The sequence below is a fragment of the Pseudomonas sp. ADAK21 genome (assembly GCF_012935735.1).
Classification (GTDB): Bacteria; Pseudomonadota; Gammaproteobacteria; order Pseudomonadales; family Pseudomonadaceae; genus Aquipseudomonas; species Aquipseudomonas proteolytica.
Window position 1 is genome coordinate 2,892,249 of sequence record NZ_CP052857.1, and the last position, 21,394, is coordinate 2,913,642.

Annotated in this window: 14 protein-coding genes and 1 pseudogene; 5 read left to right on the forward strand and 10 right to left on the reverse strand. The window is 61.6% G+C overall.

The features are described from left to right. Positions 1 to 17 precede the first annotated feature (17 nt). The 3 genes from HKK57_RS13120 to HKK57_RS13130 all read right to left on the reverse strand — a co-directional run bounded on the left by HKK57_RS13120 (position 18) and on the right by HKK57_RS13130 (position 6,069). On the reverse strand, positions 18 to 407 hold the full coding sequence (locus HKK57_RS13120; RefSeq protein WP_169390258.1) for a hypothetical protein: 390 nt from the start codon (positions 405 to 407) through the stop codon (positions 18 to 20). Continuing rightward, on the reverse strand, positions 407 to 5,026 hold the full coding sequence (locus HKK57_RS13125) for an RHS repeat-associated core domain-containing protein (RefSeq protein ID WP_169390259.1): 4,620 nt from the start codon (positions 5,024 to 5,026) through the stop codon (positions 407 to 409). The genes HKK57_RS13120 and HKK57_RS13125 overlap by 1 nt, the downstream gene beginning before the upstream one ends. 170 nt (positions 5,027 to 5,196) lie before the next feature. Further along, positions 5,197 to 6,069: a WYL domain-containing protein gene (locus tag HKK57_RS13130; protein WP_029292312.1), complete on the reverse strand. Its 873-nt coding sequence runs from the start codon at positions 6,067 to 6,069 to the stop codon at positions 5,197 to 5,199. 122 nt (positions 6,070 to 6,191) lie between these two features. Between HKK57_RS13130 and HKK57_RS13135 the strand changes: the two genes are divergently transcribed. Together HKK57_RS13135 and HKK57_RS13140 are read left to right on the forward strand one after the other, a co-directional pair. Continuing rightward, positions 6,192 to 6,425, forward strand: a complete 234-nt coding sequence (locus HKK57_RS13135) for a hypothetical protein (RefSeq protein WP_169390260.1) — start codon at positions 6,192 to 6,194, stop codon at positions 6,423 to 6,425. 97 nt (positions 6,426 to 6,522) lie between these two features. Then, positions 6,523 to 8,487, forward strand: coding sequence for a hypothetical protein (locus HKK57_RS13140; RefSeq protein WP_169390261.1), 1,965 nt, complete (start codon positions 6,523 to 6,525; stop codon positions 8,485 to 8,487). On the opposite strand, the gene HKK57_RS13145 is transcribed toward HKK57_RS13140, so the two are convergent. The 6 genes and pseudogenes from HKK57_RS13145 to HKK57_RS13170 all read right to left on the reverse strand — a co-directional run bounded on the left by HKK57_RS13145 (position 8,484) and on the right by HKK57_RS13170 (position 15,616). After that, on the reverse strand, positions 8,484 to 8,882 hold the full coding sequence (locus HKK57_RS13145) for a MerR family transcriptional regulator (RefSeq protein WP_104910988.1): 399 nt from the start codon (positions 8,880 to 8,882) through the stop codon (positions 8,484 to 8,486). The two genes, HKK57_RS13140 and HKK57_RS13145, sit on opposite strands and share 4 nt — an antisense overlap. Then, positions 8,869 to 9,464, reverse strand: a pseudogene (locus HKK57_RS13150) (NAD(P)H-dependent oxidoreductase). The gene HKK57_RS13145 and the pseudogene HKK57_RS13150 overlap by 14 nt, the downstream one beginning before the upstream one ends. Before the next feature lie 114 nt (positions 9,465 to 9,578). Beyond that, a complete protein-coding gene (locus HKK57_RS13155) occupies positions 9,579 to 11,219 on the reverse strand; it encodes a CapA family protein (RefSeq protein ID WP_169390262.1) in 1,641 nt (546 codons plus the stop codon). Between the two features lie 54 nt (positions 11,220 to 11,273). Next, a complete protein-coding gene (locus HKK57_RS13160) occupies positions 11,274 to 12,362 on the reverse strand; it encodes a M14 family metallopeptidase (protein ID WP_154906528.1) in 1,089 nt (362 codons plus the stop codon). A gap of 74 nt (positions 12,363 to 12,436) precedes the next feature. Beyond that, complete coding sequence (locus tag HKK57_RS13165; protein WP_029292305.1) at positions 12,437 to 13,729, reverse strand: MFS transporter; 1,293 nt, start codon at positions 13,727 to 13,729, stop codon at positions 12,437 to 12,439. Between the two features lie 27 nt (positions 13,730 to 13,756). After that, the gene (locus tag HKK57_RS13170; RefSeq protein WP_237150391.1) at positions 13,757 to 15,616 is read right to left on the reverse strand and encodes a DUF1302 domain-containing protein; all 1,860 of its coding nucleotides are present in this window, start codon (positions 15,614 to 15,616) and stop codon (positions 13,757 to 13,759) included. A gap of 249 nt (positions 15,617 to 15,865) precedes the next feature. Here HKK57_RS13170 and HKK57_RS13175 point away from each other — a divergent pair, with 249 nt between their 5' ends. After that, positions 15,866 to 16,939, forward strand: coding sequence for a GlxA family transcriptional regulator (locus HKK57_RS13175; protein WP_070995853.1), 1,074 nt, complete (start codon positions 15,866 to 15,868; stop codon positions 16,937 to 16,939). Between the two features lie 11 nt (positions 16,940 to 16,950). Here the strand turns inward: HKK57_RS13175 and gliR are convergent, their stop codons facing one another. Next, positions 16,951 to 17,970 carry an AraC family transcriptional regulator GliR gene (gene gliR / locus HKK57_RS13180; protein WP_029292302.1) on the reverse strand — a complete coding sequence of 340 codons (1,020 nt, stop codon included), beginning with the start codon at positions 17,968 to 17,970 and terminating at the stop codon, positions 16,951 to 16,953. 229 nt (positions 17,971 to 18,199) lie between these two features. Here gliR and HKK57_RS13185 point away from each other — a divergent pair, with 229 nt between their 5' ends. Beyond that, positions 18,200 to 19,795, forward strand: a complete 1,596-nt coding sequence (locus tag HKK57_RS13185; protein WP_169390263.1) for an FAD-binding oxidoreductase — start codon at positions 18,200 to 18,202, stop codon at positions 19,793 to 19,795. A 4-nt stretch (positions 19,796 to 19,799) separates the two neighbouring features. Further along, complete coding sequence (locus HKK57_RS13190) at positions 19,800 to 21,389, forward strand: glycerol-3-phosphate dehydrogenase/oxidase (RefSeq protein ID WP_169390264.1); 1,590 nt, start codon at positions 19,800 to 19,802, stop codon at positions 21,387 to 21,389. Positions 21,390 to 21,394 lie beyond the last annotated feature (5 nt).

The following is a 21,394-nucleotide window of genomic DNA, read 5'->3' on the forward strand; positions in this document are numbered from 1 at the left end:
GGTTGGGTGCTTTGCTTTTAAGCCCATAGCACGCAATCATGGTCATCCAAGTGAACCAAAAACGATAGGTCCTGATCGGTGAGCCAGAACGGATAGCCAGTTGTTTCCCCTACGACTAGTGCTAGGTCTTGTGCATTTTTGAGTTTCCATCCTCTATAGTCAGTATCAAAAACCAAAAGAATAAGGTCGGTTTTTTTTATGCGTTCTGGTATTTGCTTCCAAAAGTCGGGGTTGTGTTCGGTGTGGCTCTCATTGAAGTCGAGTGGGTCTAGTACATTTTTTTCAGTTTTAAAGTATTTTTTTGTTAAGTTAAGTATTAATGTTTCAAGTTCTTCCGGGTTGAGTTTTTTTGAGGTGATCTTCAGTGTTTTTAGAACTTCGTCTAGTTCTTCTTCTAGGTAATTCATCACGGTGCTCCGATTCTTGAGCGGCTAACTGGAAGTGATTTTAGGAGTATATGCCCTCTTACTGCACCACCATCTGTCCTTTTTCCGGCAGTTTGGTAACCAATATGAGGTGATTGAGGACCCTGTTTACTAGAAACGAGTACTGGGTCGTCAATGTTGACTTCCGTTCCCCTGTTTGGTCCTTTCTGTACACGCCACTCGGTTGGAAAGGACTTTCCGTATTTATCCTTTCCCCACTTGGTCACGCTGTAATCGTGCTTGGGGATACCTGTGCGGTGGAATGCCTCATTTAAGCCTTTATGCATTTGTTCATAGGCACTACCGCTTTGTTTACGCCAGTCAAGATCAACGTTGGAGTTTAACTGCCACTCTTTTTTGGCGTTTAGCTGAGGGCAATCTGTAGGTTTACATGCCAACCCCAACGGATCCACCCACCCCGTAGGATTAGGCGCATACAAATACCCGTTCACCCCACCCGCCAACTTCACCGGGTCGGGGGTCAGGTAGCGTCCGTTATCCGGATTGTAGTAGCGATGCCGGTTGTAATGCAGCCCGCTTTCCCGGTCGTAATACTGCCCCTGAAAACGCAGTGGATTAGCGACCTCGCCTACATCCAGCCGGGTGATTTTCCCGTAGGCCTGGTAATGGGCAGACCAGACGATTTTGCCGTCCGCGTTGGTCAGTTCCTGCGGCGTGCCCAGGTGGTCAAGTTGGTAGTGGAAGACCTGTGTATTGGCCGGCCCGAAACCGTCGAGCAAGGCCAACGGCCTGAAGCTGTCAGGCTCGTAGAGGTAGCTGCGGTGCTGGCCATGGGTGTGTTCGGCGATGACCTTGTCGCCTTGCCAGAAAAACTCGGTGGTCTTGCCCGCCACGGTTTTGCTGATGCGCCGGCCAAACGGGTCGTAGCGATAGCTGGCCTGGCTGCCGTCTGGTTGGGTGAGGCCGATCAGGCGGTGCTGGCAGTCGTAGCGGTATTCGGTAACCAGTTGCTGCGCGCGGCCGCGGCGTTCGCGTATGAGGTTTCCGAAGGCGTCGTAGTCGTAATGCCGGTCGCCTTGTAGCAAGAGGCGGTTGCCGACGACGATGCCGGGGCCTGGGCGGTCTTGCATCAGCAGGTTGCCCGCCGGGTCGTGGGCGAAGCGTTCTTGCACGTCTTGCGAGTGGTCGGCGCGGGTCAGGCGGTCGAGGGGGTCGTAGTGGTAGTCGTGCTGGCCCTTGCGGGTGTCGAGCAGGCGGGTGAGGTTGCCGCCTGGGTCGTAGGTGTAGCGGCGAAGGCCGTGGCGGTGTTCGTGTTGGGCCAGGCGGCGCTGGTCGTCGTAGTGGTAGTGGCTCAGCAGTTGGCCCTGCTGGCGCTGCTGTTCGCGGCCGGCCTTGAACAGGTGCGAGGTGAGTGTGCGGCCATTGAGCTCAACGGTGGCGAGGTGCCCGCCCTTGTCGTGGTTGAAGGTCAGGTGGTTGTTGTCGGGCAGGCGCAGGTGGTCGAGTTGGCCGCAGTTGTCGTAGCCGTAACGCAAGGTGCCCCAGCCTTGATGTTCGGCGGTCAGGCGATTCTGGCTGTCGTATTCGTAGTGCAGCGGCCAGTGGCCGTCGTCGACGCTTAGGAGATTGCCGAGGCGGTCGTAGGTGTAATCCACCGTGCTGCCATCGGGCAGGGTTTTTCGGATGAGGCGCCCGGCGTTATCGCGCTGGTAGGCGGTAATCAGCTGACGGTCATCGTCGCCGAACTCGGTTTTTTCCTGCAGGTGGCCGTTGAGGTCGTAGACGTAGGCGGTGCGTTTGCCGTCGAAACCGGTTTCCTGCTGGATCAGGCCGTTGGGGTGGTACGCCAGTTGATAGCGCTCGCCTGACTCGTTTTCGATTTCGGTCAGTAGCAGGCGGGTGTTGTCGTAGCGGTATTTGAGTTGAGAACCGTCGGGGTTGATCCGACGACTGATCAGGTGCAGTCCGTCGGCATATTCATACCGGGTCACACGCCCCAGTTCATCGCGCTCGGCGGTGACTTTTCCGTAGGGGTTGTAGCTCAATTCGCGGGTGGCGCCGCCCGGCAATACCACCTTGAGCAGGCGGCCTACCGCGTCCCAGTGATAGTGGGTCAGCGCGCCGTGTTCATCTTCACGGGCAACCTGCCGGCCCAAAGCGTCGTAGCGATAACGCCGCACGCCGCCATTGGGCAGTTGTTCCCCAACCAACTGCCCAAGGTCATTCCAGGTCAGGCGCTGACAGCTGTGGTCCGGATGCCAAACCGCTAAAAGCTGCCCGCGCTTGTCATAGCTGTACTCGGTAACATTGCCGTCCGGATGAGTCTGGCGGGTGATATCGCCCTGATCATTACGCTGGTACTTCCAGACCGCCGCACCCCGGCGCATGACCCGTACGAAGCCATGCTCATACTCGTAGGCGGTAGGCTCGTCATCCCCCGGAAACAGCGCCACCAAGCGCCCAGCCTCGTCGTACTGATAGGCCGTAATCGCGCCGAGGGGATCCTGCTCAACCGTCAGCCGGCCCTGGGCGTCGTAGGACTTGAAGTGCTCGCCGCCGTCCGGGTCAACCCGCTGCACCAGCCGTGCGCGCGGGTCATGCACATACACTTCCTGGCTGCCATCGGCGTTGAGCAGGGTGACGCGGCCGTCGTCATCCCAGACATAGCGCGTATCCATCTGCGCAAAACTGGCCCAATGCCGCACACAGCGCGCCGCCTTGCCAGACCGTTCCCACGCCCAGAAGAAACTCGCCCCACCGGCCAACTGCCGCTCAGTGATCACCGCAAGGCTGTCGTACTGATAACGCTCGCTTTCGCCTACAGCGTTGGTCGCCTCAACCAGTCGCCACTGTTCGTCGTAGCGGTAGGAAACGACGTTCTGCTCAGTCACCCAGGCGTCATCCGCTTCGCTTTCCACGCGAAACACCTGGTAGTCCACCGCCACGATGTGCCCGCGCTCGTAGCGCAACAGCAGCGCCCGCCCGGCATCGTTATCCAGGCGCAGAATCCGCCCCAACCCATCGCGGGAAATGCGCAGGCGGTTGTCATACCCATCGCTGATCGCCGTCAGCACACCGCCCTGGAAGTGGTAGGACCGTGCCCCTTGAGCCAGCACCAACTCATCCGACGCCGCCCCCAGATAAATCGCCGCTTCAGCCAGGCTATTGCTGATGGCTGGTCGCTCTACGGTGGGCAGGGGAAAGGTGGTGCTGCGGTTCTCGTGGTCAGTCCACACCACCGACTCGCCGGCCACTTCCAGGCGCTGCGCCAGGGAATGGCTCCAGCCAAAACCCAAGCCGCTATCCACCTCCACGGCACTGGTGCGATACAGCCGCGTCCAGGCAAACGGCAGCACGCCCTGCAACTCGCCATCGGTCAGGGTCAGCAGTTCTTCGCCAGTGACCATGGACACCGGGCAGCCATGGGTCGCGGTTTTATCGGCGCTGGCGCTGGCCGCGCCGTTGGGGTTTTTCGCGGAGGAGGGCGCGTCGTCCACCGCCTCAAGTTGCTTGAGTGTGGTATTGCGCCGTGCCCCCCAGTGCATCTGCAGGCCACCTTTTTGTAAGCCGCCGACGACGCCGCGCACGGCCACCGCCTTGTAGCGATCCACCGCCGCCGTAAAACGCTTGAGGATGTCGAACACGCCTTTGACGAAGCCCACCGCAAGCTCAACCACCTGCGCTCCATACTTCGCCAGGCGCAGCCCCAGATACGCGATCCCGGCACCTTGCAGGGCAATGGTCAGCACCAGCGCAATCAGCAAATCAATGAGCAGCGACACGGCAAATCCGGCAATCACCTCGGCGGTTTTCCCCGCCACCTGGCTGGGCGGCAACGCCGACAGCCAGATCATCGCCGTGCGCAGCATCAGGTACAGCGCCGCCTCGTCGCTGGCCAGCAACATCGCCTGTTCCATCACCTGGGGCGCCTCACGCGCCAGGGCCGCCAACTCGGCGGCCTGGGTGCCGAGGCGTTCGATGTGCTTGGCCGGGTCCTTGAGGATGTCCTGCACCAGCGACACGCTGTCCCACACTCCGGAAATGGCTGACCAGGTCCCGGCCAATATCCCACTGCCAATGGCGCTCGCGCTGGAGGCCTGCCAGTGCGGTTTGAACCCACTCCACTCCTTGCGCAGCCAGGCTTGCAGCTCAGCGGTCAAACCGTCGTAGGACGCAAACAGCGCCTCCACCTGCGCCGCCGACACCCCGCCCTGCACACGCACCTGATAGCGCCCGCCGGCCACGCAGTGATGGGAGGCCTGACCCTGTTCATCCAGTTGGATAAACGTGGAACTGCCGTCATCCAGGCCAATCACCTGCACCTGGAGATTGCCCAGCGGCACGTCATACACCGACTCGAACTTGCTCTCGATCTTCAGCTCACCGCCTGCCGGGCACACGGCAACACTGGAAGCAAAATCGCTGTCGGTCATGCTCACCGACATTTGGGAATCCCCGACCCGCAGCACCCGCTCCATGCCCAGTAACGCCGGCAAGTCCGCGGCATGGCTGGCCTTGTCCAGGGCCTGCGCGTACCAGTTGGTGACCTGCTGGCGATACACCGCCAGGCTCTGGTGAAAGCCATTCAGCTCGTATTCGATCAGGTCGATAGGCGATGAATCAGGGGCAGGGGCTGGCATCCATGACGTCTCTGCAAAAGAAAGGCGTCGGAGAATGCCGCAGGAAAAGGGCGGTTGGAGGTGTGGTCTGTTAAATCAGAATGGGCTTACGTGCAGGAAGAATTTACTGGGTGGAATCGCCGCTTGAGCCCACATCAAACGGCGATGTTGCTGACTGGCAAAAGCCGTTTTCAGTCATACAGCCAAGGCTTCAGCTCTTGCAGGTTTTTCACCACAATCTGCTGGGCCTCGGGTTTGGGGTCCAGGTTCTTTGGATCAATCTGGTAGCGCTGTAGGACATATTTCACCAGTGCCTGGCGGCTGGGGATCACCAACTGCCCATCGAGCATGCCGAAATCCGCCTCGATGATTGCCCGCTGCATCGCCGCCAGGCGCTGGTCCGGGGTGATCACCAAGTCCACGGCGGTCTGCCACACGTGGTCTTCGCCGATCGGGTTATCGGACTTGCCCAGTAACTCCGGTTCCCCGCGCAGGCGGCTGAGCACAAAGTCGCGGTACTTGCCGTTCTTCTCGCAGTAGGCCCGCACATGCCAACGCATGCCGGTGTACACCAGGGTGTGTGGCGCGATCAGGCGCACCTCGGGCTCCGGGTTGGCCAGGGACACGTACTCGGTTTCCAGGCGTAACCCTTCGCGACAAGCCTTGAGCAGCGGGCGCAGGATTTGTGGGCGGATGCTGCGGTCCGGCACTTCCAGCACTTTGGTATGGGCATAGGCCAGCGCCAGCCCTTCGATGTGCGGCGCGCGTTCGTTGTTTTGGTACAGCAGGTGCAAATAGGCGCTGGCGCTGTCGTCGATAAAGCGCGGCTTGAAGTGTTTGCTCGGGATGTAGCCCTTGAGCTGCTTGTCATATGTCAAGTTTCGGGGCGCATGTTCGGTGATGTAGGTGTTGATGTCTTTCGAAGCCTGCTGGCGACTGATGCCGAAGCTCTGGATCAAGTGCCCTGTGGTCAGGCGGCCTTCCCACCACGCGACGGTCTCGATTAAACGATAGCGAAGTGCCAGGTCCCAGCGGACCTGCTCGACGGATTGTTTGCGTTTCATGACCCCTCCCATGTGTGCGATTACTTTACCTGTATCTGTCTACAGTATGGACCTGTAATAAAACACGACATATCTTGCGGCTGTCTTCGAGATCACTCGAACTCACTAAAAGGAAGCAGGACATGGGGATGTCGGAGCTTGTTTCGACAAGCGCACTGGTGCTCATTGGCGTGATTTTGCTGGTGCTGTTGATGCAGTACCTGCGCCTGCGGGAAATCTGGACCTTCGTGGCTGGCTGCCGCACGGCAGCACGCTGGGCCAAGATCCGCGAGATGGAAAACCGTGAACTCAAGCGCGCCTTGCGGGCGGAGCGGGCACGGGTCCAGGAGTTGAAGCTCAAGCTGGAGCTGTCTTGAAGGGTGATCGGGATAGTGGCCTAGTGCTATTCTGCCGCGCAACCTCCGGGGGCCAGGCGTGATGACGCTGAAAAAAATCAGAAAGGGAGATAGGGATATGTCGTTGTTGGAGTTCTTGCAGGCCCAAAAGTATTCGAGTTCGGGGCGGGTCCATGTTGCACCCAATATCCCGAAGAAACTCTTGAGCAACGCCCTTTCTGCCTATGGCCTGACCGTGGACCCCAGCGAAGTGGTGGTGCTGATTGACGACACCATGTTCGCCAGCGGCAAGGACGGCTGCCTGATCGGCCAGCAATACCTGGCCATCCGCGAGAGCTTCAGTGATGCCGTGGCCTATGCCTACGACGAGGTAGACGCCCTGGAACTCAAGGGCAGCAAACTCTTCCTCAACAAGCGTCAGGCGATTGCCTTCAACATGCCGGACAAAGACGATCTGCACGATTGCTTTTCCCTGGTGCAGGAATGGCTGCGGACCCGGGGCGGCGAGCAGTCGGCCCCGCAGACCAAGCCTGCGGCGGTAAAAGCCTCGGCCGGTAACCAGGAGCTGTCGGCGGAGCAGGTGGATTCCATTGTGCAAATGACCCTCAGCCTGGCCGAACGGTTGGGGCTGGAGCGTGTGTATGTGCGCCCGCATATCCCGCAGAAAAAACTGTCGGCGGCATTGGAGTCCTACGGCGCCAACATGAGCGCAGACGAAGTGCTGGTGCTGATTGACGACACCCTGTTCGGCGGCGCCAAGGAAGGCGTGTTGATGGGCGAGAGCAAGCTGGCGGTGAAGATGGTCTTTGACACGCCACGCTTGTTTTTCTGGCGCCATCTGGATTCGTTGGCGGTGGAAAAACGCGACCTGTTCGTCAACTCGCGCAAGGTCGGAACCTTTACCCAGGTGGGTGAGAAAGAGCTGGGTGAGTTCTTCTCGGTGATCAACGAGGCACTGGGCGATGCCCGCCGTGGGTTGGCCGCTCAGCCGCTGGTGGCAGTGGCGCAGCCTGCCGTCGCGGTGCTCGCGCCCAAGCCCGAAGCCGAGCCCGCGCTGGTAGAGCCGGTTGCCGAAGAAATCCTCGCCTTGGCGGTGATCGAAGAGACATCCTCTGACGACCCGCAGAAAAAAGTCAGCGGCAAGGACAAGCTCTTGGGCTACGTTGCCGTGGCCATCGAGCAGAACAAATCGAAGATCCTGCCGTTCATCAAGGACAAGACCGGCGAAGCGTCCCTGGCGGCCCTGCGCGATGACAGCAATGTCGAAAAGCTCGGCGGGTTTATCTACGCCTTCCTGCCCGGTGTTGTGCGCCTGGCCCTCAAGGAAGAGACCTTCGTACGTTTTGTGCTCGACAACCGCAACAAGCTCCTCGACAAACTGCTGGCCGGTGAAGCCGAGCGGGTCGCGGCGTTGCAAGACATCACCCCGGCGGCGCAACTGGCACCGGCCTATCACGCCGAACTCGATGACCTGCTGATGGACGACGAACCGGTGGTGCAACCGGGGCAGCGGGCGATTGAAAAGATGCAGGCCATCCTTGCCGACCTGAAACAGGAACAGCGTGACGATCCTGATTCAGCTGTGATCTGGCAGTTGCCGATCAACTACCTGGGGGCGGTGATTCCCAAGGCGAAAAAGCTGATCGGCTGCCCGGATGAAGAGATTGAAGAGCAGATTTTCTACGTGATGGCCTTTATGTACGGCTTCTCTTTTCACAAGATTCCCGAATCGATCCGCCAGCAGGATGGCCTGCTCGAGGGCTTCCTGACCGGGTTCCTGATGGTGTGCGAGAACTATCAGGAACGCAGTCCCCACAGCAAGGTCAGGCCGGAAGACGACCAGATGCTGATGGCAATGGCCATGGCCAAAATGGCCACCAAGCAGCAGCTCAACGAGATGGTCAGGAAGCTGTTGGATGAGCACAAGGGCGGCGCCAAACCTGGCGATTTCGAAGTCGACGACATCATGTTGCTGCTGCGTGAGGCCAATGGGTTTGCCCAGCAGTGGGTCGACAACCTGACGCGGGAGATCATCGCCGAAGAGCGCGCCCTGCAAAACAAATGGGGCGATCTGCTGAACTAGCTGTTGCGCGCAGTGCCAGTTTCCACCAGCCGTGCAAACTGGCACTGACCCTGGGCCTGCTCCAGGCTGCCCTCAAACGCCACCAGCCCTGCATGCACCTGTTGCAGGGCTTCGATCTGCGTCATCAACTCGCGCTTCTTTTGCGCTATCGCCTGGTTGGCGCGCTGCCATGGCAGCTCATCGCCACGGTGCCCGTGCAGAATCTCCTGCAACTCCTTGAGCTTGAAACCCAGCTGTTGCGCGCACTTGATAAACGTCAGCAGCTCCACGCTCTGCGCCGAGTAAACCCGATACCGCCCCTCGCGTTGTGGCGGTGGCAGCAAGCCGATGTCCTCATAGTGACGAATGGCCTTGATTGTCGTACCTGACAGCTGCGCGGCTTTACCGATGTACATGCAGATCCTTTCCTAAAAGAGTGTGCCGGCCTTTTTCAGCCACTTGTCGCGCTGCGCTGCGGTAGAGCCCAGCACAGGCCCGAACAATAAGGTCTTGGTCGGCTTGATGCCGCAAAACTCAAGGGTGGTCTTGCGCATCTGGTGCAATCCGGGCATGCGGTAGAACCAGCGGTAATACCACGGCGGCGTATCCAGGGCCACCAGCAGGTGAGCGGTTCGGCCTTGCAGCAGCTTGTCGGGGAACGCTTTGCCCTTGCGGTATTTGAAGGCGAAGCCGGCAAGGAAAATCCGCTCGATGAACCCCTTCAACAAGGCCGGAACACCGCCCCACCAGATGGGGAACACGAACGTCAGATGTGTCGCCCACAGAATGTCGGATTGGGCGCCGAGCAAGTCGGGCTCCAGGGGTTGGGCCTGGTGATAGGCATGGTGCAGGATCGGGTCGAAAACCAGCTCGCCAAGGCGCAGGATGCGCACCTCATGGCCGGCGTTTCGGGCCGACTGCAGGTAGGTCTCGGCGAGGGCCGAACAGAAGCTGGTGCTGGAGGAATGGCCAAGGATGACCAGGGTGCGCTGAACCACGGGGGAAGTCCTGAAGGGAGTGATGCTCAGCGTAGGGTCTGCCGTATAGGGGAGAGTCAAGGCCCGCGAAAAAAAAGCCTGCGGTTCAAGGCAGGCTTGGCGCTGTTGCTCCCATCAGTCCGGGAGGCTGGAAAGTGGCGACAGGATTTCGTTCCACACCTTGTCCCGCAGATGGGGCAGTTGGCTCTTCTCCAGTTCGGTCAGCCCGTAGCCATCCGGGTTCTCCAGCACATCGAAGAACTTGACGATGCGGCAGTTGAAACGCTTGTCATCCAATCTTTCGTTAACGATGTAGATAGGCAGTGCCTTGACGTTGAACAGGCGAGTAACCCCCAGGAATTTCCCGATGCTGAATTTGAGGGTGTAGGCCAGTTTTGAGTTACGGCTTTCGGGGTGGTAACTGACGAAGTCGCCGAACGCGTAGATCACCAGCGCATCCTGCTTGCCAGGGCGCGGGATAAGTTCTGCGGGCTGGCTGACATGGGCATGGTTGCCGAGGATCGTGTCTACACCGCAGGCAATCACCTTGCGTGCGGCTTCCACGATATTGACGTGGGGGTACATCTCGAACTCCCAGCCCCAGTGGCAGTAGGCAATGATCCAGTCCGCACCCTTGGCTTTGGCGCGGGCGACCTGTTCTTCGATCAGTGAGTAGTCGGGCGCCGGGTTTACATCGTTGAAGCGCACCACGTTGGCCAGGTACGTCTTGTCAGGCGATGGGTCGCGGCCGTTGAGGTCAAAGGTATAGGCGAGCAGGGCAACCTTGATGCCGTTTTTCTCCACCACCACCACGTCATCCTGCTCGGCCTGGCTGGCGGCAGTGCCGGCATAGTAGGCGCCGGATTTTTTCAGTACATCGAGGGTGGCGAGTACGCCTTGTTCACCCCAGTCCAGGGCGTGATTGGTCGCGGTACTGAAGAAGTTGATGTTCGCTTCATCACGGAACTTGCGGAACATCGCCTCGGAGGTGTTCATCTTGGCCGGTTGCCCTTTGTCCTGATAGCGTCCCAGTTCACTGTCCCGGTCAACGGTCGATTCCAGGTTGGCGCTGACGATGTCTGCGGTGCTGTAGAAGTCCGTGATGTCATCGAACAGGTGCGGTGTGTTCTCCGGGGTCAGGACATCGACCGCCAGCAGGTCTCCGGCACATGACACCGAGACCGAGCGCAAAGGCGGGTAGCCGAAGCCAGGGTCCAGCGGCGATTGATTGAGGTTGAAGAAGTTGAACGCCTGCGACTCAAACAGCTCCTCCAGCCCTGAGCCTTTCTCGGCCACCTCAAGTTGATTGAACCAGTAGCGATAAAGCCACTTGAGTTTTTGGAAGGGCTTGCCCGAGATGTCGTACACCCCGGTTTCTGCCTGCGGGTAGTGGAATTGCTCATAGAAAACGTAGCTGGCCAGCAGGACCGCGAGCCGGGTCAGGCCGCGCAGGTCAATGTGCTTGAGAGCAGGGGGGATGATCCCGAACGGCGGGCCGTTGATGAGGTCATCGAAGGTGACGCCCGCGCTCAACGTGGCAGGGTCGGCCAGGATTGGCTGAATCGCGGCAAACACCTTTTGCGGGCCCTCCTGGGCCACCCAGCCGAACAGCACCCGGGCGTTTTCCTGCTCCTGGGGGCTGAGCGTTTCGGTCATCTGCAGTTCGCCAGTGGCTACCTGGCTGAGTGTGGCGACGACCTGATCCTGATGCAGGTCGAGACGGGCCTGGATCTTTTGCATGACCTCTTTTAACGCTTGCACCAAATAGGCACTCATCATGAACATCCTCTGTGGTTTGAGTGGGTACCCCACCGATAGTGGGCATTTTTGTCATTCAAGGCGTGTGGCAAGACCGCGCAGGGTCAGCGCCGTCACTTCGCGGGCTTGTTCCAGTACCTGGCGTTTCCAGCGCTCGGTATCGATGTAGAAAGCATCGCGCAACTGGCGCTTGATCTGCACTCGCCGGGCGTGTGCCGTATCCGGATGGGTGTGCAGCCAGTGATCGGCACGTAGGGCCGCCAGCACCCGTGGCCCCGGCTGTGTGCCGTACTCCAGGGTCAAGCCGTTGTATTGCGCGTGGGGGCATTCCTCCATCACGGCCAGGTCCAGGGTGCCGTTGAGCATGGCCGACGAGGAGGTTCCGTCTGCGCTGGTCGTGACCTGCGCGCCCCACCAGCTTCGCGCCCGTGCAATATCGCCGGGGTGGTTGAGCCCTTTGTAGATCCGCTCACCCACGCCACACGGACCTAGCCCCGTGTGCACATCGATCCAGCCGATGCGCCGGCAGTGGTTGCCCAGGCGACGGATAATCTGGCGGAGTTGCCGATTGCTCCAGGTTGGTGAGGTGCCCGCGAAAAACAGGCCATCCGCGTGGCTGTGTTGGCCGCGGGTAATAGCTGACTGCAGGGCTTTGCTGCCATGGCGCAGGGCGTATCCGGCCAGGCCCAACGTGCTGAGCAGGGTCGGTGGTTGCCGTCGCGGCAGCAGCAGTGGGGCAAGGGCGTGGTAGTCAGGGTTGTCGGGCAGCGGTTGCGCGAAGTCAATGAAGTTACGGTTGAGGTCGACATTGTCTTCGTTGACCCGGCGCAGCCAGGAGAAGCCGTAGGGGTTGATCGCATGCAGGTACAGCACCGCCAGGTCCTGGCGCTGGCCGTGTTGCATCCACTCGCGGTTGCGCAGGTGATCGACCTGCACGGCCGAGCCGCAGAAACCTTCCACGCCATGCACACCGCTGCTCAGGACCAGCAGGTTGGTGGCCGTGGGCGAGCCTGCAAGCGCCACATCCAGGGCCAGTTCCTCGCCATCGCTGCCCGGTAACGGGTGAGGATGGGATTGGACCTCCAGGCCGGCGCTGGCGCAGGCCTGGAGGAATTTTTGCCGAGCTTCGGCGTAGCTTTGTGAAAAGCAGGATAAGTCCATCGGGTGTTCCCTATTGGCAGTCGTGCTGGGCGCTGCGCGCAGCGATCAAGGTGGTGGGGCCGCCGCTGCGCGGCTTATGCCGGGCTGATGGCCGCAGAACCTGCGCCGGGAATGCTGGCCGTGAGTGCGCGGCGACTGCGTTCCGGGTCGATCAGCGCAAGCCCAAGCAGGCTGAACACCAGCAGGGCAATACCAAACAGGCCGATGGCCAGTTCGAAGCCACTCACCAGGTCGCCGTTCTGCCAGCCGATGGCTTGCCCGACCAGCACGGGCGCGAGCATGCCGGCGGTGGTCAGCAGGGCGATATGGATCGCCAGCATGCTCCCGCGTTGGCGAGCCGGGGCGATGTGGGCAACGATGCTGAAACCGAAAGCCGACAGCAGGTTGAGGAGAATGCTGCCGAGGAGGAAAAAGCCCAGGGTCACGGTCAGGCTGGTGTTGGTAAAACCCATCAGGATGTAGGTCACGGCGGCGACCAGGCAAGCCAGCAGGGGCGGCACGACCATCGCCTTGCGGATGCTGGCGCCGCGTTTCATTGCGCGTTGCGCCAGGCTGGAAACCAGCAGGTTGATAAAGATCACCCCCAGTGTGGTGGCCAGCACCAGGTAGCCCGATTGCATCGGCGTCATGCCCAGGCCTCTTTGCAGGTAGGTGGGCAACCAACTGTAGAGCAAGGCATTGGGCAGGTAGCTGCAGAACGCAACCAAGGTAATGCAGACAAACGTGCGGTTGAGCAACAGCCGCTTGTAGGGCAGCGTAGGCAGCAGGTCACCCTGGGTGTCCCGTGTATCGTCATGCTGGCCTTCGCGGCCATATCGTTGCCACAGCAGCAGCCACACCAGGCCGACACCGGCCAGCAGCACATAGCCCGTGCGCCAGCCGTACTGCTCGATCAACTTGGGCAGCGCCACGGCGCCGGCAATCGCACCGAGCATGATCGCAACCTGAATCAGCGCCGCCGGTAGCACCCGCTCGCGGCTGGTGTACCACTTGAAGCAGGCGTGTTGGGTCACCGCCGTGCCCGGGCCGCAACCGGCGCCGAGCAGTACGCGGCTGGCCAACAGGGTAAAGAAACTGGTGGACAGGGCCGCGAGCAATTGTGCGGTCATCCACACCAGGGCCATGCCGGAGAGAATCCAGCGGCTCGGCATGCGGTTGGCAAGAAAACCCACCAGCACCCCCGAGATCGAATAGAGAAAAAAGAACGCGCTGCTGATAAAGCCGAACTGCGCTGGCGTGAGCTTTAACTCATCAATGATCTGCGGGCCGGCGAAGGCGAAAATGGTCTTGTCCAGCACGCTGATAATCACCACTGTCATCAGCAGGGCAACTACGAGCGGGCGTCGGCTATCGGTCAATGAACGCATGGAAATGGCCTTGTTTTAAGGGGAGTGCTAGAAGCGAATGCCGACACTGGCCTCTAACAGGCTGCGATCTGCCACCAGGTTGTAATCGCCGCCACCGGTGTTCAGGTAGCTGAGATCGAAGGTGTACGTGCTTTTGTAATCGCCGCGCACACCGAGTATTTGTGCGTAGCGGCCCTCGGAAAATACCCCGTCATAGGCATGCCCCTTGATGTCGTAGACCAGTGTCAGCGACGGCGTCACGTCCAGCCCGGGCAACACATTCCTGTAGTTGATTTCGCCTTTGACGCGGGTGCCCCAGGCAAACGGCGTGATAAACCCGTCATCCGCGCACCTGGCCGCCGGGCCTGTGCACTTCGCGGCTTTACCGTAGGGCGCGCTGCCGAAACCGGGGCGGCCATAACGGATCTGCTCGGTGTCGGGCAGGTCGTGTACGTATTTCAATCCGGCTTCTGCGGACAGCTTCATTGCGCCGCCCAACACCTGGCCAAAAGGGTGGCTGGCGCCCAGATTCAATTGGCTGACGTGGAAGCGGTCGTAGCCGCTTGCCAGGTAGCCCGTCGGGGTTTTGGACAGGTAGCCCAGGGGCCCGCTGCCGGCGAGCAGCCCGGCAATAAAGTCGGCGCCGTTCCATGCAATCGGTTGATTGGGGCGGTAACTGTATTCGGCATAAATCCCGGTGCCGCCCGGTAGCCGCGTCTTGAAGTTGAGGGCATACAGGCGAATGCGGGTTGGATAGGCGCGCTGATAATAAGCCGCCACGCCGGTTGGCGTTGCCTGCCCCACGTTCGCGGCCGGTGGCGTCAGTACGCCAGGGCCGGTGCGCACCACTTGGGTCAGCGCTTCGCGGCTACTGTAGTCAGCGAAATACAAACCGAACAACCCGACGTCCTTCCACAAATACTGCAGGCTGGCGCCGAACTGATTGTTGCCTGGGCGATGGTCCGGGCCGCGGGCCACGTAGTCCAGGGAGTTGTTGAGGGCCTGGCCATCGCTGGTGTAGATCGGCCGTCCGGCGATCGCGCTCATTACGCTGCCGTTAAGGATGAATTGGTTGCAGCCCGGTTGGGCGTAGTCGCTGGTCGACAGAAATGTGCCGCAGCCAGAATAGGCACTGGGGCGCAATTCAAACTGGTTGAACGCATCCACCGACAGGTTCTCGGTCAGGGCCAGCTTGGCGTACAGGGTCGGCATTGGCACGGTGCGGGCCTCGGCAATCGAGGTGGCCCGGCGTGCCGCCGCCCAGTCAAACGCGTTCACCGCCTGCAGGCCACCGCTGATGGTAGTCGGCGTGACCCACGGGATCGCCTGATCGCCCAGGCGCACCAGCAGGTCATGCCCGCCAGGCTGGAAGTTGCCGTAGACGTAGGCATCGTTGAACAGCGCATTGGAGAAGCGCGCCAGGGAATCGAACCCCGAGTCACTGAGTGGTTCTCCCGAGCGATAGCCGTTGGGGACGCTGCCGTGGTCGACGTCCTGGTGTTTCTGGGTGTAGTCGTACCACCCCTTTGCGCTGACGAAAACCCCGAGGTTGCGGTGGCTCAGATCGGCTTGCAGGTAGGCTTCGGCGGACGTAGAAACCGCATCGCCGCGCTTGTAGTTGAGGTTGCCGTCGTTGAACAGGTTCATACCGTATTCGGCGCTGGTCAGGCGGTGGCTTGGGTCGTCCATGCGTCGTACCGTGCCCAGGGCCAGGGCGCCTTTGACCTGCAGGCGCGTGTCTTCATGTTGCCATTGCATGCCGTTACCCAGCCCTGACTTGAGGTCACTGAACACCAACTCCCCTGCGCTGACTGGAGCGCTGATACCCGCACTGAGCAAGGTCGTGGCCAACCCTGCAGCCACTGGCTTGCCGGTACTTCCCCAGGCGTTTCTTATTGTTGTTTTCACTGACTGATACCCTTGTTTTTTTTCTTGCTGAGGCCAGGTGTTTTTCAGTCTAGCGTCGAAGCGATTGCGGTAATACGGCGAATACCGACAGCAATAGAGCCAATATCGCCAATAAAAAACCAGGGATCTGCTGAGCTTTGTCGAGGGGGCAAGCCTCATCGCCACAAGTCAGCGCAGTGCCAGGGCTGGTTTTTATGAGGCGTAGGGCTAATATCGCCAACCATAAATCCAATATCGCCAGGTAAGCCCATGAATGTCCGCGTCGATTTATTGCATGGCCCGCACAATCTCGCTGGCACGCTGTTTAGCGTTATCGACACGCTGCGCACCTTCAACAACCTCTGGCAGCTGCGCAACCCGGATAAGCGCGGGGCGTTTTTCCACTGGCGCTTGATCGATGCGGCGGGCAATGAACTGCCACTTCCGGACTGGCTGTCGGAAATGCGCCCGCCCAGCCCCGGCCGCAAAACCCTGCGGCCCTCGCAGACGGTCCTGTTTGTGCCTGGCGTGCAGATGAAAAGCGTGCCGGACCTGAACCAGGTTCTTGCTCAATGCACCGACGAGTTGAACTGCATTGCGCGGTATCACGCCCAAGGGCGTGTGGTGGCTGCCAGTTTTAACGGCGCCGTGCTGCTTGCCCGTGCAGGGGTACTGGATGGCCGGCGCGCAACCGTCACCTGGATGATTGCCAATTGGTTTGCGTCCGCCTTTCCTAACGTGCAATTGGCGATGGAAGGCCCGGTGGTAGTCGACGGGCCTGTATTCACCGCCGGAGCCCCTGCGGCGGTCTGCGACCTGATGGTGGAATTGATCCGTCACTTCGCCGGCGAAGAAATGGCCCAGATCGCCACCAACGGCCTGCTTTACCACCCGATGCGTTTTGAGCATTCCAGCCTGAACTTCCCCGGCATCTCGGTAAAAACCCGCGACAGCGTCGTGTTCCGCGCCAAGCAATGGCTGCAGCAGCATATTCAGACACCCTACAGCCTGGACGCGGTAGCCGAGGCCGCGACCGCCAGCCCGCGGACCTTGCTGCGGCACTTCAAAGAGGTGGAAGGCATGACGCCCCTGGACTACCTGCACCGCCTGCGGGTTGAACGGGCCAAGCAATTGCTGGAAGTGACCTTGATCGATCTGACGGAAGTCATGGAGTACTGCGGTTATCAAGACGCCAGTGCGTTTCGCCGCCTGTTTTTGCGCACTACGGGGCTGACGCCTTCAGAGTATCGGCGGCGCTACACCATGCGCATATCCAGCCGGCGGTGGCGGGCGGACGAGGCGGGGGAGGATTTGATTGAGGGGTTGGGGCTCGACCGCCTGTAATCTGCGCTGTTTCAGCTGGCGCGGTGAGTCTGCCGATACTCGCCCGGCGGCATGCCGGTGCGGCTCTTGAAGGTGCGGTGGAACGAGCGCGGTTCGGTAAAGCCCAAATATTGGGCGATGTCCTGGATCGGCAGGTCGCTGTGCAGCAGGTAGTGCTCGGCCAGTTCCTGGCGCAAGTCGTCGAGGATCTGCTGGTAGGACGTGCCGGCCTGCTGCAACTGGCGTTGCAAGGTACGCACCGACATGGCGAACTGCTCGGCCACCTGTTCCTTGCGCGGCAGGCCTTCCTTGAGCAACTGGCGCAGGGCGTTCTTCACCCTTAGCGCCAGGGTCGAGTCGTCCAGCGTGGCCATCAGGGCCAGGGCGTGTTCTTCCAGGGTCCGCAGCAGTTGCGCATCGGCCTGGCGCAGGGGTGTTTGCAGGTAGCTCAACGGCGCTACCAGGGCCGAGCAGGGTTGCTCGAAGAGCACCGGGCAACCGAAGAAGTCCTCGTATTGGCTCAGTTGCGCGCCGTCCGGCAAAGGGTGTTCGAGCAGCACCTGGCTGGGCGACAGTTCGGCGTCGGCGATCCAGCGTGCATACACCAGCCAGGACGCCAGCACGTTCTCGACCATATGCCGACGGATCCGTGGCTGCTGGTGACGGCAGTTCCAAATCAGCCGCACCTGCTCACCGACCATCTCCGCGCGGCTGGTGCCCATGTCGCCCACCAGCTTTTCGAACGGCATGATGCGGTTCATCGCCTCGCCCAGGGTGGCGCAGTTCATGGTGATGTAACCCAGCACGCTCCACGAGTTGGGCAACACGAAACGTGCCGAATTGAGCCCGAACAGCAGGTCCCCGGAGTGTTCGCAGAAATACTCCAGCAGGCGTTCGTGGACGTGCACGGGCAGGCGCAGGCTGTTGTCGTCCAGTTGGCCGGCAGTGATCCCGGCCGCCGCCAGGGCGGGGGCGGTCGCTACGCCGAGTTGTTCGGCATGGCGCAGATATTTCAGCAGAGGAGGGACTGAGGTCGAGCCGAGTGTCTGCATGATCGGGTTCCTGGCGGGGGTGTTGCCGGCGGCATTACCTTGCGCGCTTCGATGGCTGGCAAGGTAATTTGAAACCGTGGCTAAAGTAAATGCTCCCGTGGCGACATCGGGTAATGGACCGATTGACCCAATTGGCTACTCCATTTGTCCTGATGCGACCGTGACAGCTTGCGCCGGCTGATTAGTATGGGTGGACTGAAAATCACACGATCTGCTGGGAGAAACACGCATGCGACGCTGGAACGGCTGGGGCGAAGAAACCACGCAGATGGAGATGCCGGCCCATGGGGCGGCGTTTTTGCGCGAGCGACTGGGCGAGGGTCACACCCTGCCTGACGCCAGCCTGGACAGCGCCCTGGCCAGGGTTCCCGCCTCGCGCCTGGCGCCCCATCCGCTTTACAGCATCGAGCCCCGTGACCGCCTGATGCATGCCCGGGGCCAGAGCTTGCCGGACTGGCTGGCCCTGCGTGAGGGGACGTTGGGCCAGTATCCGGATGGGGTGGCCCTGCCGGAAAGCGTCGAGCAGATCCGCCAGTTGCTGGCCCTGGCCGACAGTGCCGACCTGTGCCTGATCCCCTATGGCGGTGGCACCTCGGTGGCCGGGCATATCAACCCGCCGGCGTCCTTGCGCCCGGTGCTGACGGTGTCCCTGGCCCATATGAATCGCCTGCTCGACCTGGACGAGCAAAGCCTGCTCGCCACCTTCGGCCCTGGTGCCAGTGGCCCCCAGGTGGAGAGCCAGCTGCGGGCCAAAGGCTACACCCTGGGGCACTTCCCGCAGTCCTGGGAACTGTCGACCCTGGGCGGCTGGGTCGCCAGTCGCTCCAGCGGCCAGCAATCGCTGCGCTATGGGCGGATCGAGCAACTGTTCGCCGGCGGCACCCTGGAAACGTTCGCCGGGCCCCTGGCGATCCCGAGCTTCCCTGCGTCGGCCGCCGGCCCCGACCTGCGGGAAGTGGTGCTGGGCAGTGAAGGACGTTTCGGCATCATTTCCGAGGTCAAGGTGCGGGTCAGCGCCTTGCCCGAGGATGAACGCTTCTATGGCGTGTTCCTGCCGGACTGGCCCCGGGCCCTGCAGGCCATTCGGCAACTGGTGCAGGCACGGGTGCCGCTGTCGATGCTGCGCCTGTCCAATGCCATGGAAACCCAGACTCAGCTGGCGCTGGCCGGCCACCCCAACCAAATCGCCTGGCTGGAGCGCTACCTGGCGCTGCGTGGCGCTGGCGAGGGCAAGTGCCTGCTGACCTTCGGTGTCACCGGCAATCGTCGGCAGAATGCCCTGTCGTTGCGCCAGGCCCGCCAGCATCTGAAGGCCTTTGGCGGCGTGTTCACCGGCACCTTGCTGGGCAAGAAATGGCAACAGAACCGCTTTCGCTTCCCCTACCTGCGGGAGAACCTCTGGCAGGCCGGCTACGTGGTCGACACCCTGGAGACCGCGACCGACTGGTGCCATGTCGACGCCTTGCTGCACGCGATCGAGGCCAGCCTGCGCGATTGCCTGGCGGCCGAGGGCGAGCGGGTCCATGTGTTCACCCACCTGTCCCATGTCTATGGCGAAGGGTCGAGCATCTACACCAGCTACGTGTTCCGCCCGGCGGCGGACTACCCGGCCACCCTCGAACGCTGGAAGGTCCTGAAGCAGGCGGCCAGCCGCACCATCGTCGAAAACCACGGCACCATCAGCCACCAGCATGGCGTGGGCAAGGACCACGCGCCCTACCTGCCGAGGGAAAAGGGCGAATTGGCGATGGCAGCGCTGCACAGCCTGAGCCGGCATTTTGATCCGGCCGGGCGCCTCAACCCCGGCACGCTGCTGGAAGACTAGGCCCATGAGCAATGACTGGAATACCCAATGGCGCGAGGCCGTGCTGCCGCAACTGGCGAGTGAAACCTGGGACCTGATCGTGATCGGCGGCGGCATCAGCGGCGCCGGGATCCTGCGCGAGGCGGCCCGGCGCGGCTGGCGCTGCCTGCTGCTGGAGCAGCGGGATTTTGCCTGGGGCACCTCCAGCCGCTCGTCGAAAATGGTCCATGGTGGCCTGCGCTACATCGCCAAGGGCCAGTGGCGCCTGGCCCGTGATTCGGTGCGCGAGCGCCAACGCTTGATGGGCGAAGCGCCGGGGTTGGTGGACCCCATGAGTTTCCTGATGCCGCACTATCGCGGCGGGTTCCCCGGGCCGCGGGTATTCGGCGGTTTGCTGCGCCTGTATGACGCCCTGGCCGGTTGTCGCAGCCGGCAGTTCCACAAGCCTGAGCAACTGCGCTATCTGGCACCGGGCTTGAAGGAGCCGGGGCTGCTGGGGGCTTCGCAGTTTCGCGATGCGCTGACCGACGATGCGCGGCTGGTCATGCGCGTGCTGGCCGAGGCCCGTGCCGATGGCGCTTGGGCGCTCAATGGCCTGCGGGTGCGCCAGGTGTTGCGCGACGGCGAGCGAGTGTGTGGGGTCGAGGTCGAGGACACTGAGGGCGGCGCGGTTATGCAAGTGCGCTGCGCGGTGCTGGCGGTGGCCACTGGTGCCTGGGCTGAGCGCCTGCAACCGGGCGGCGGGCAGCGCCAGTTGCGGCCCTTGCGTGGCAGCCATCTGTTGTTGCCGGGCTGGCGCTTGCCGGTGGCCCATGCCTTCAGTTTCATGCACCGGCGCGACGGCCGCCCGGTGTTTGTCTTTCCGTGGGAAGGGGCCACGGTGGTGGGCACCACCGACCTGGATCACCGCGAGGATCTGGACCTTGGTGCGAGCATCACCTTTGATGAACTCGACTACCTGCTGGAAGCCTGCGCCCAGCCATTTCCCCAGGCCCAAGTGACGGCGGCGGACGTGCTGTGCACCTGGTCCGGGGTGCGTCCGGTGGTGGGCGCCGCCGACTCCCAGGCCAAGCCATCGAATGAAACCCGCGAGCACGTGCTGTGGCAGGAACCCGGCTGCGTGACCTTGGCGGGAGGCAAGCTGACCACCTTCAGGCCCCAGGCCATTGAGGTGTTGCGGGCCTGTGCCGGGATGCTCGGCAAACCCCTGGAAGATGACGGCGCGCCGGTGTTCCAGGCCGTACCGTTGCAGGCGATCCCCGGGCTGAGCGACACCGGCGTGCGGCGCCTGGCCGGGCGTCATGGCCGCGATTTGCCGCGCCTGGCCAGTCTGATCAACAGCCTGGGCAGTGATTGTGTGGGCGCCAGCGATACCCTCTGGGCGGAGCTGGCGTTTGCCGCCGAGACCGAGATGGTTTTGCACCTGGACGACCTGCTGCTGCGGCGCACACGCCTCGGCCTGCTACTGGCCGAAGGCGCTGCCCACTACCTGGCGGACATCCGTCGGCTATGCCAGCCTCGCCTGGGTTGGGACGACACGCGCTGGGAACAGGAACAGCAGCGCTACCTGCAACTCTGGCAACGCCATCACAGCGTCCCTTGCGCCTCGATCTGAAGAGT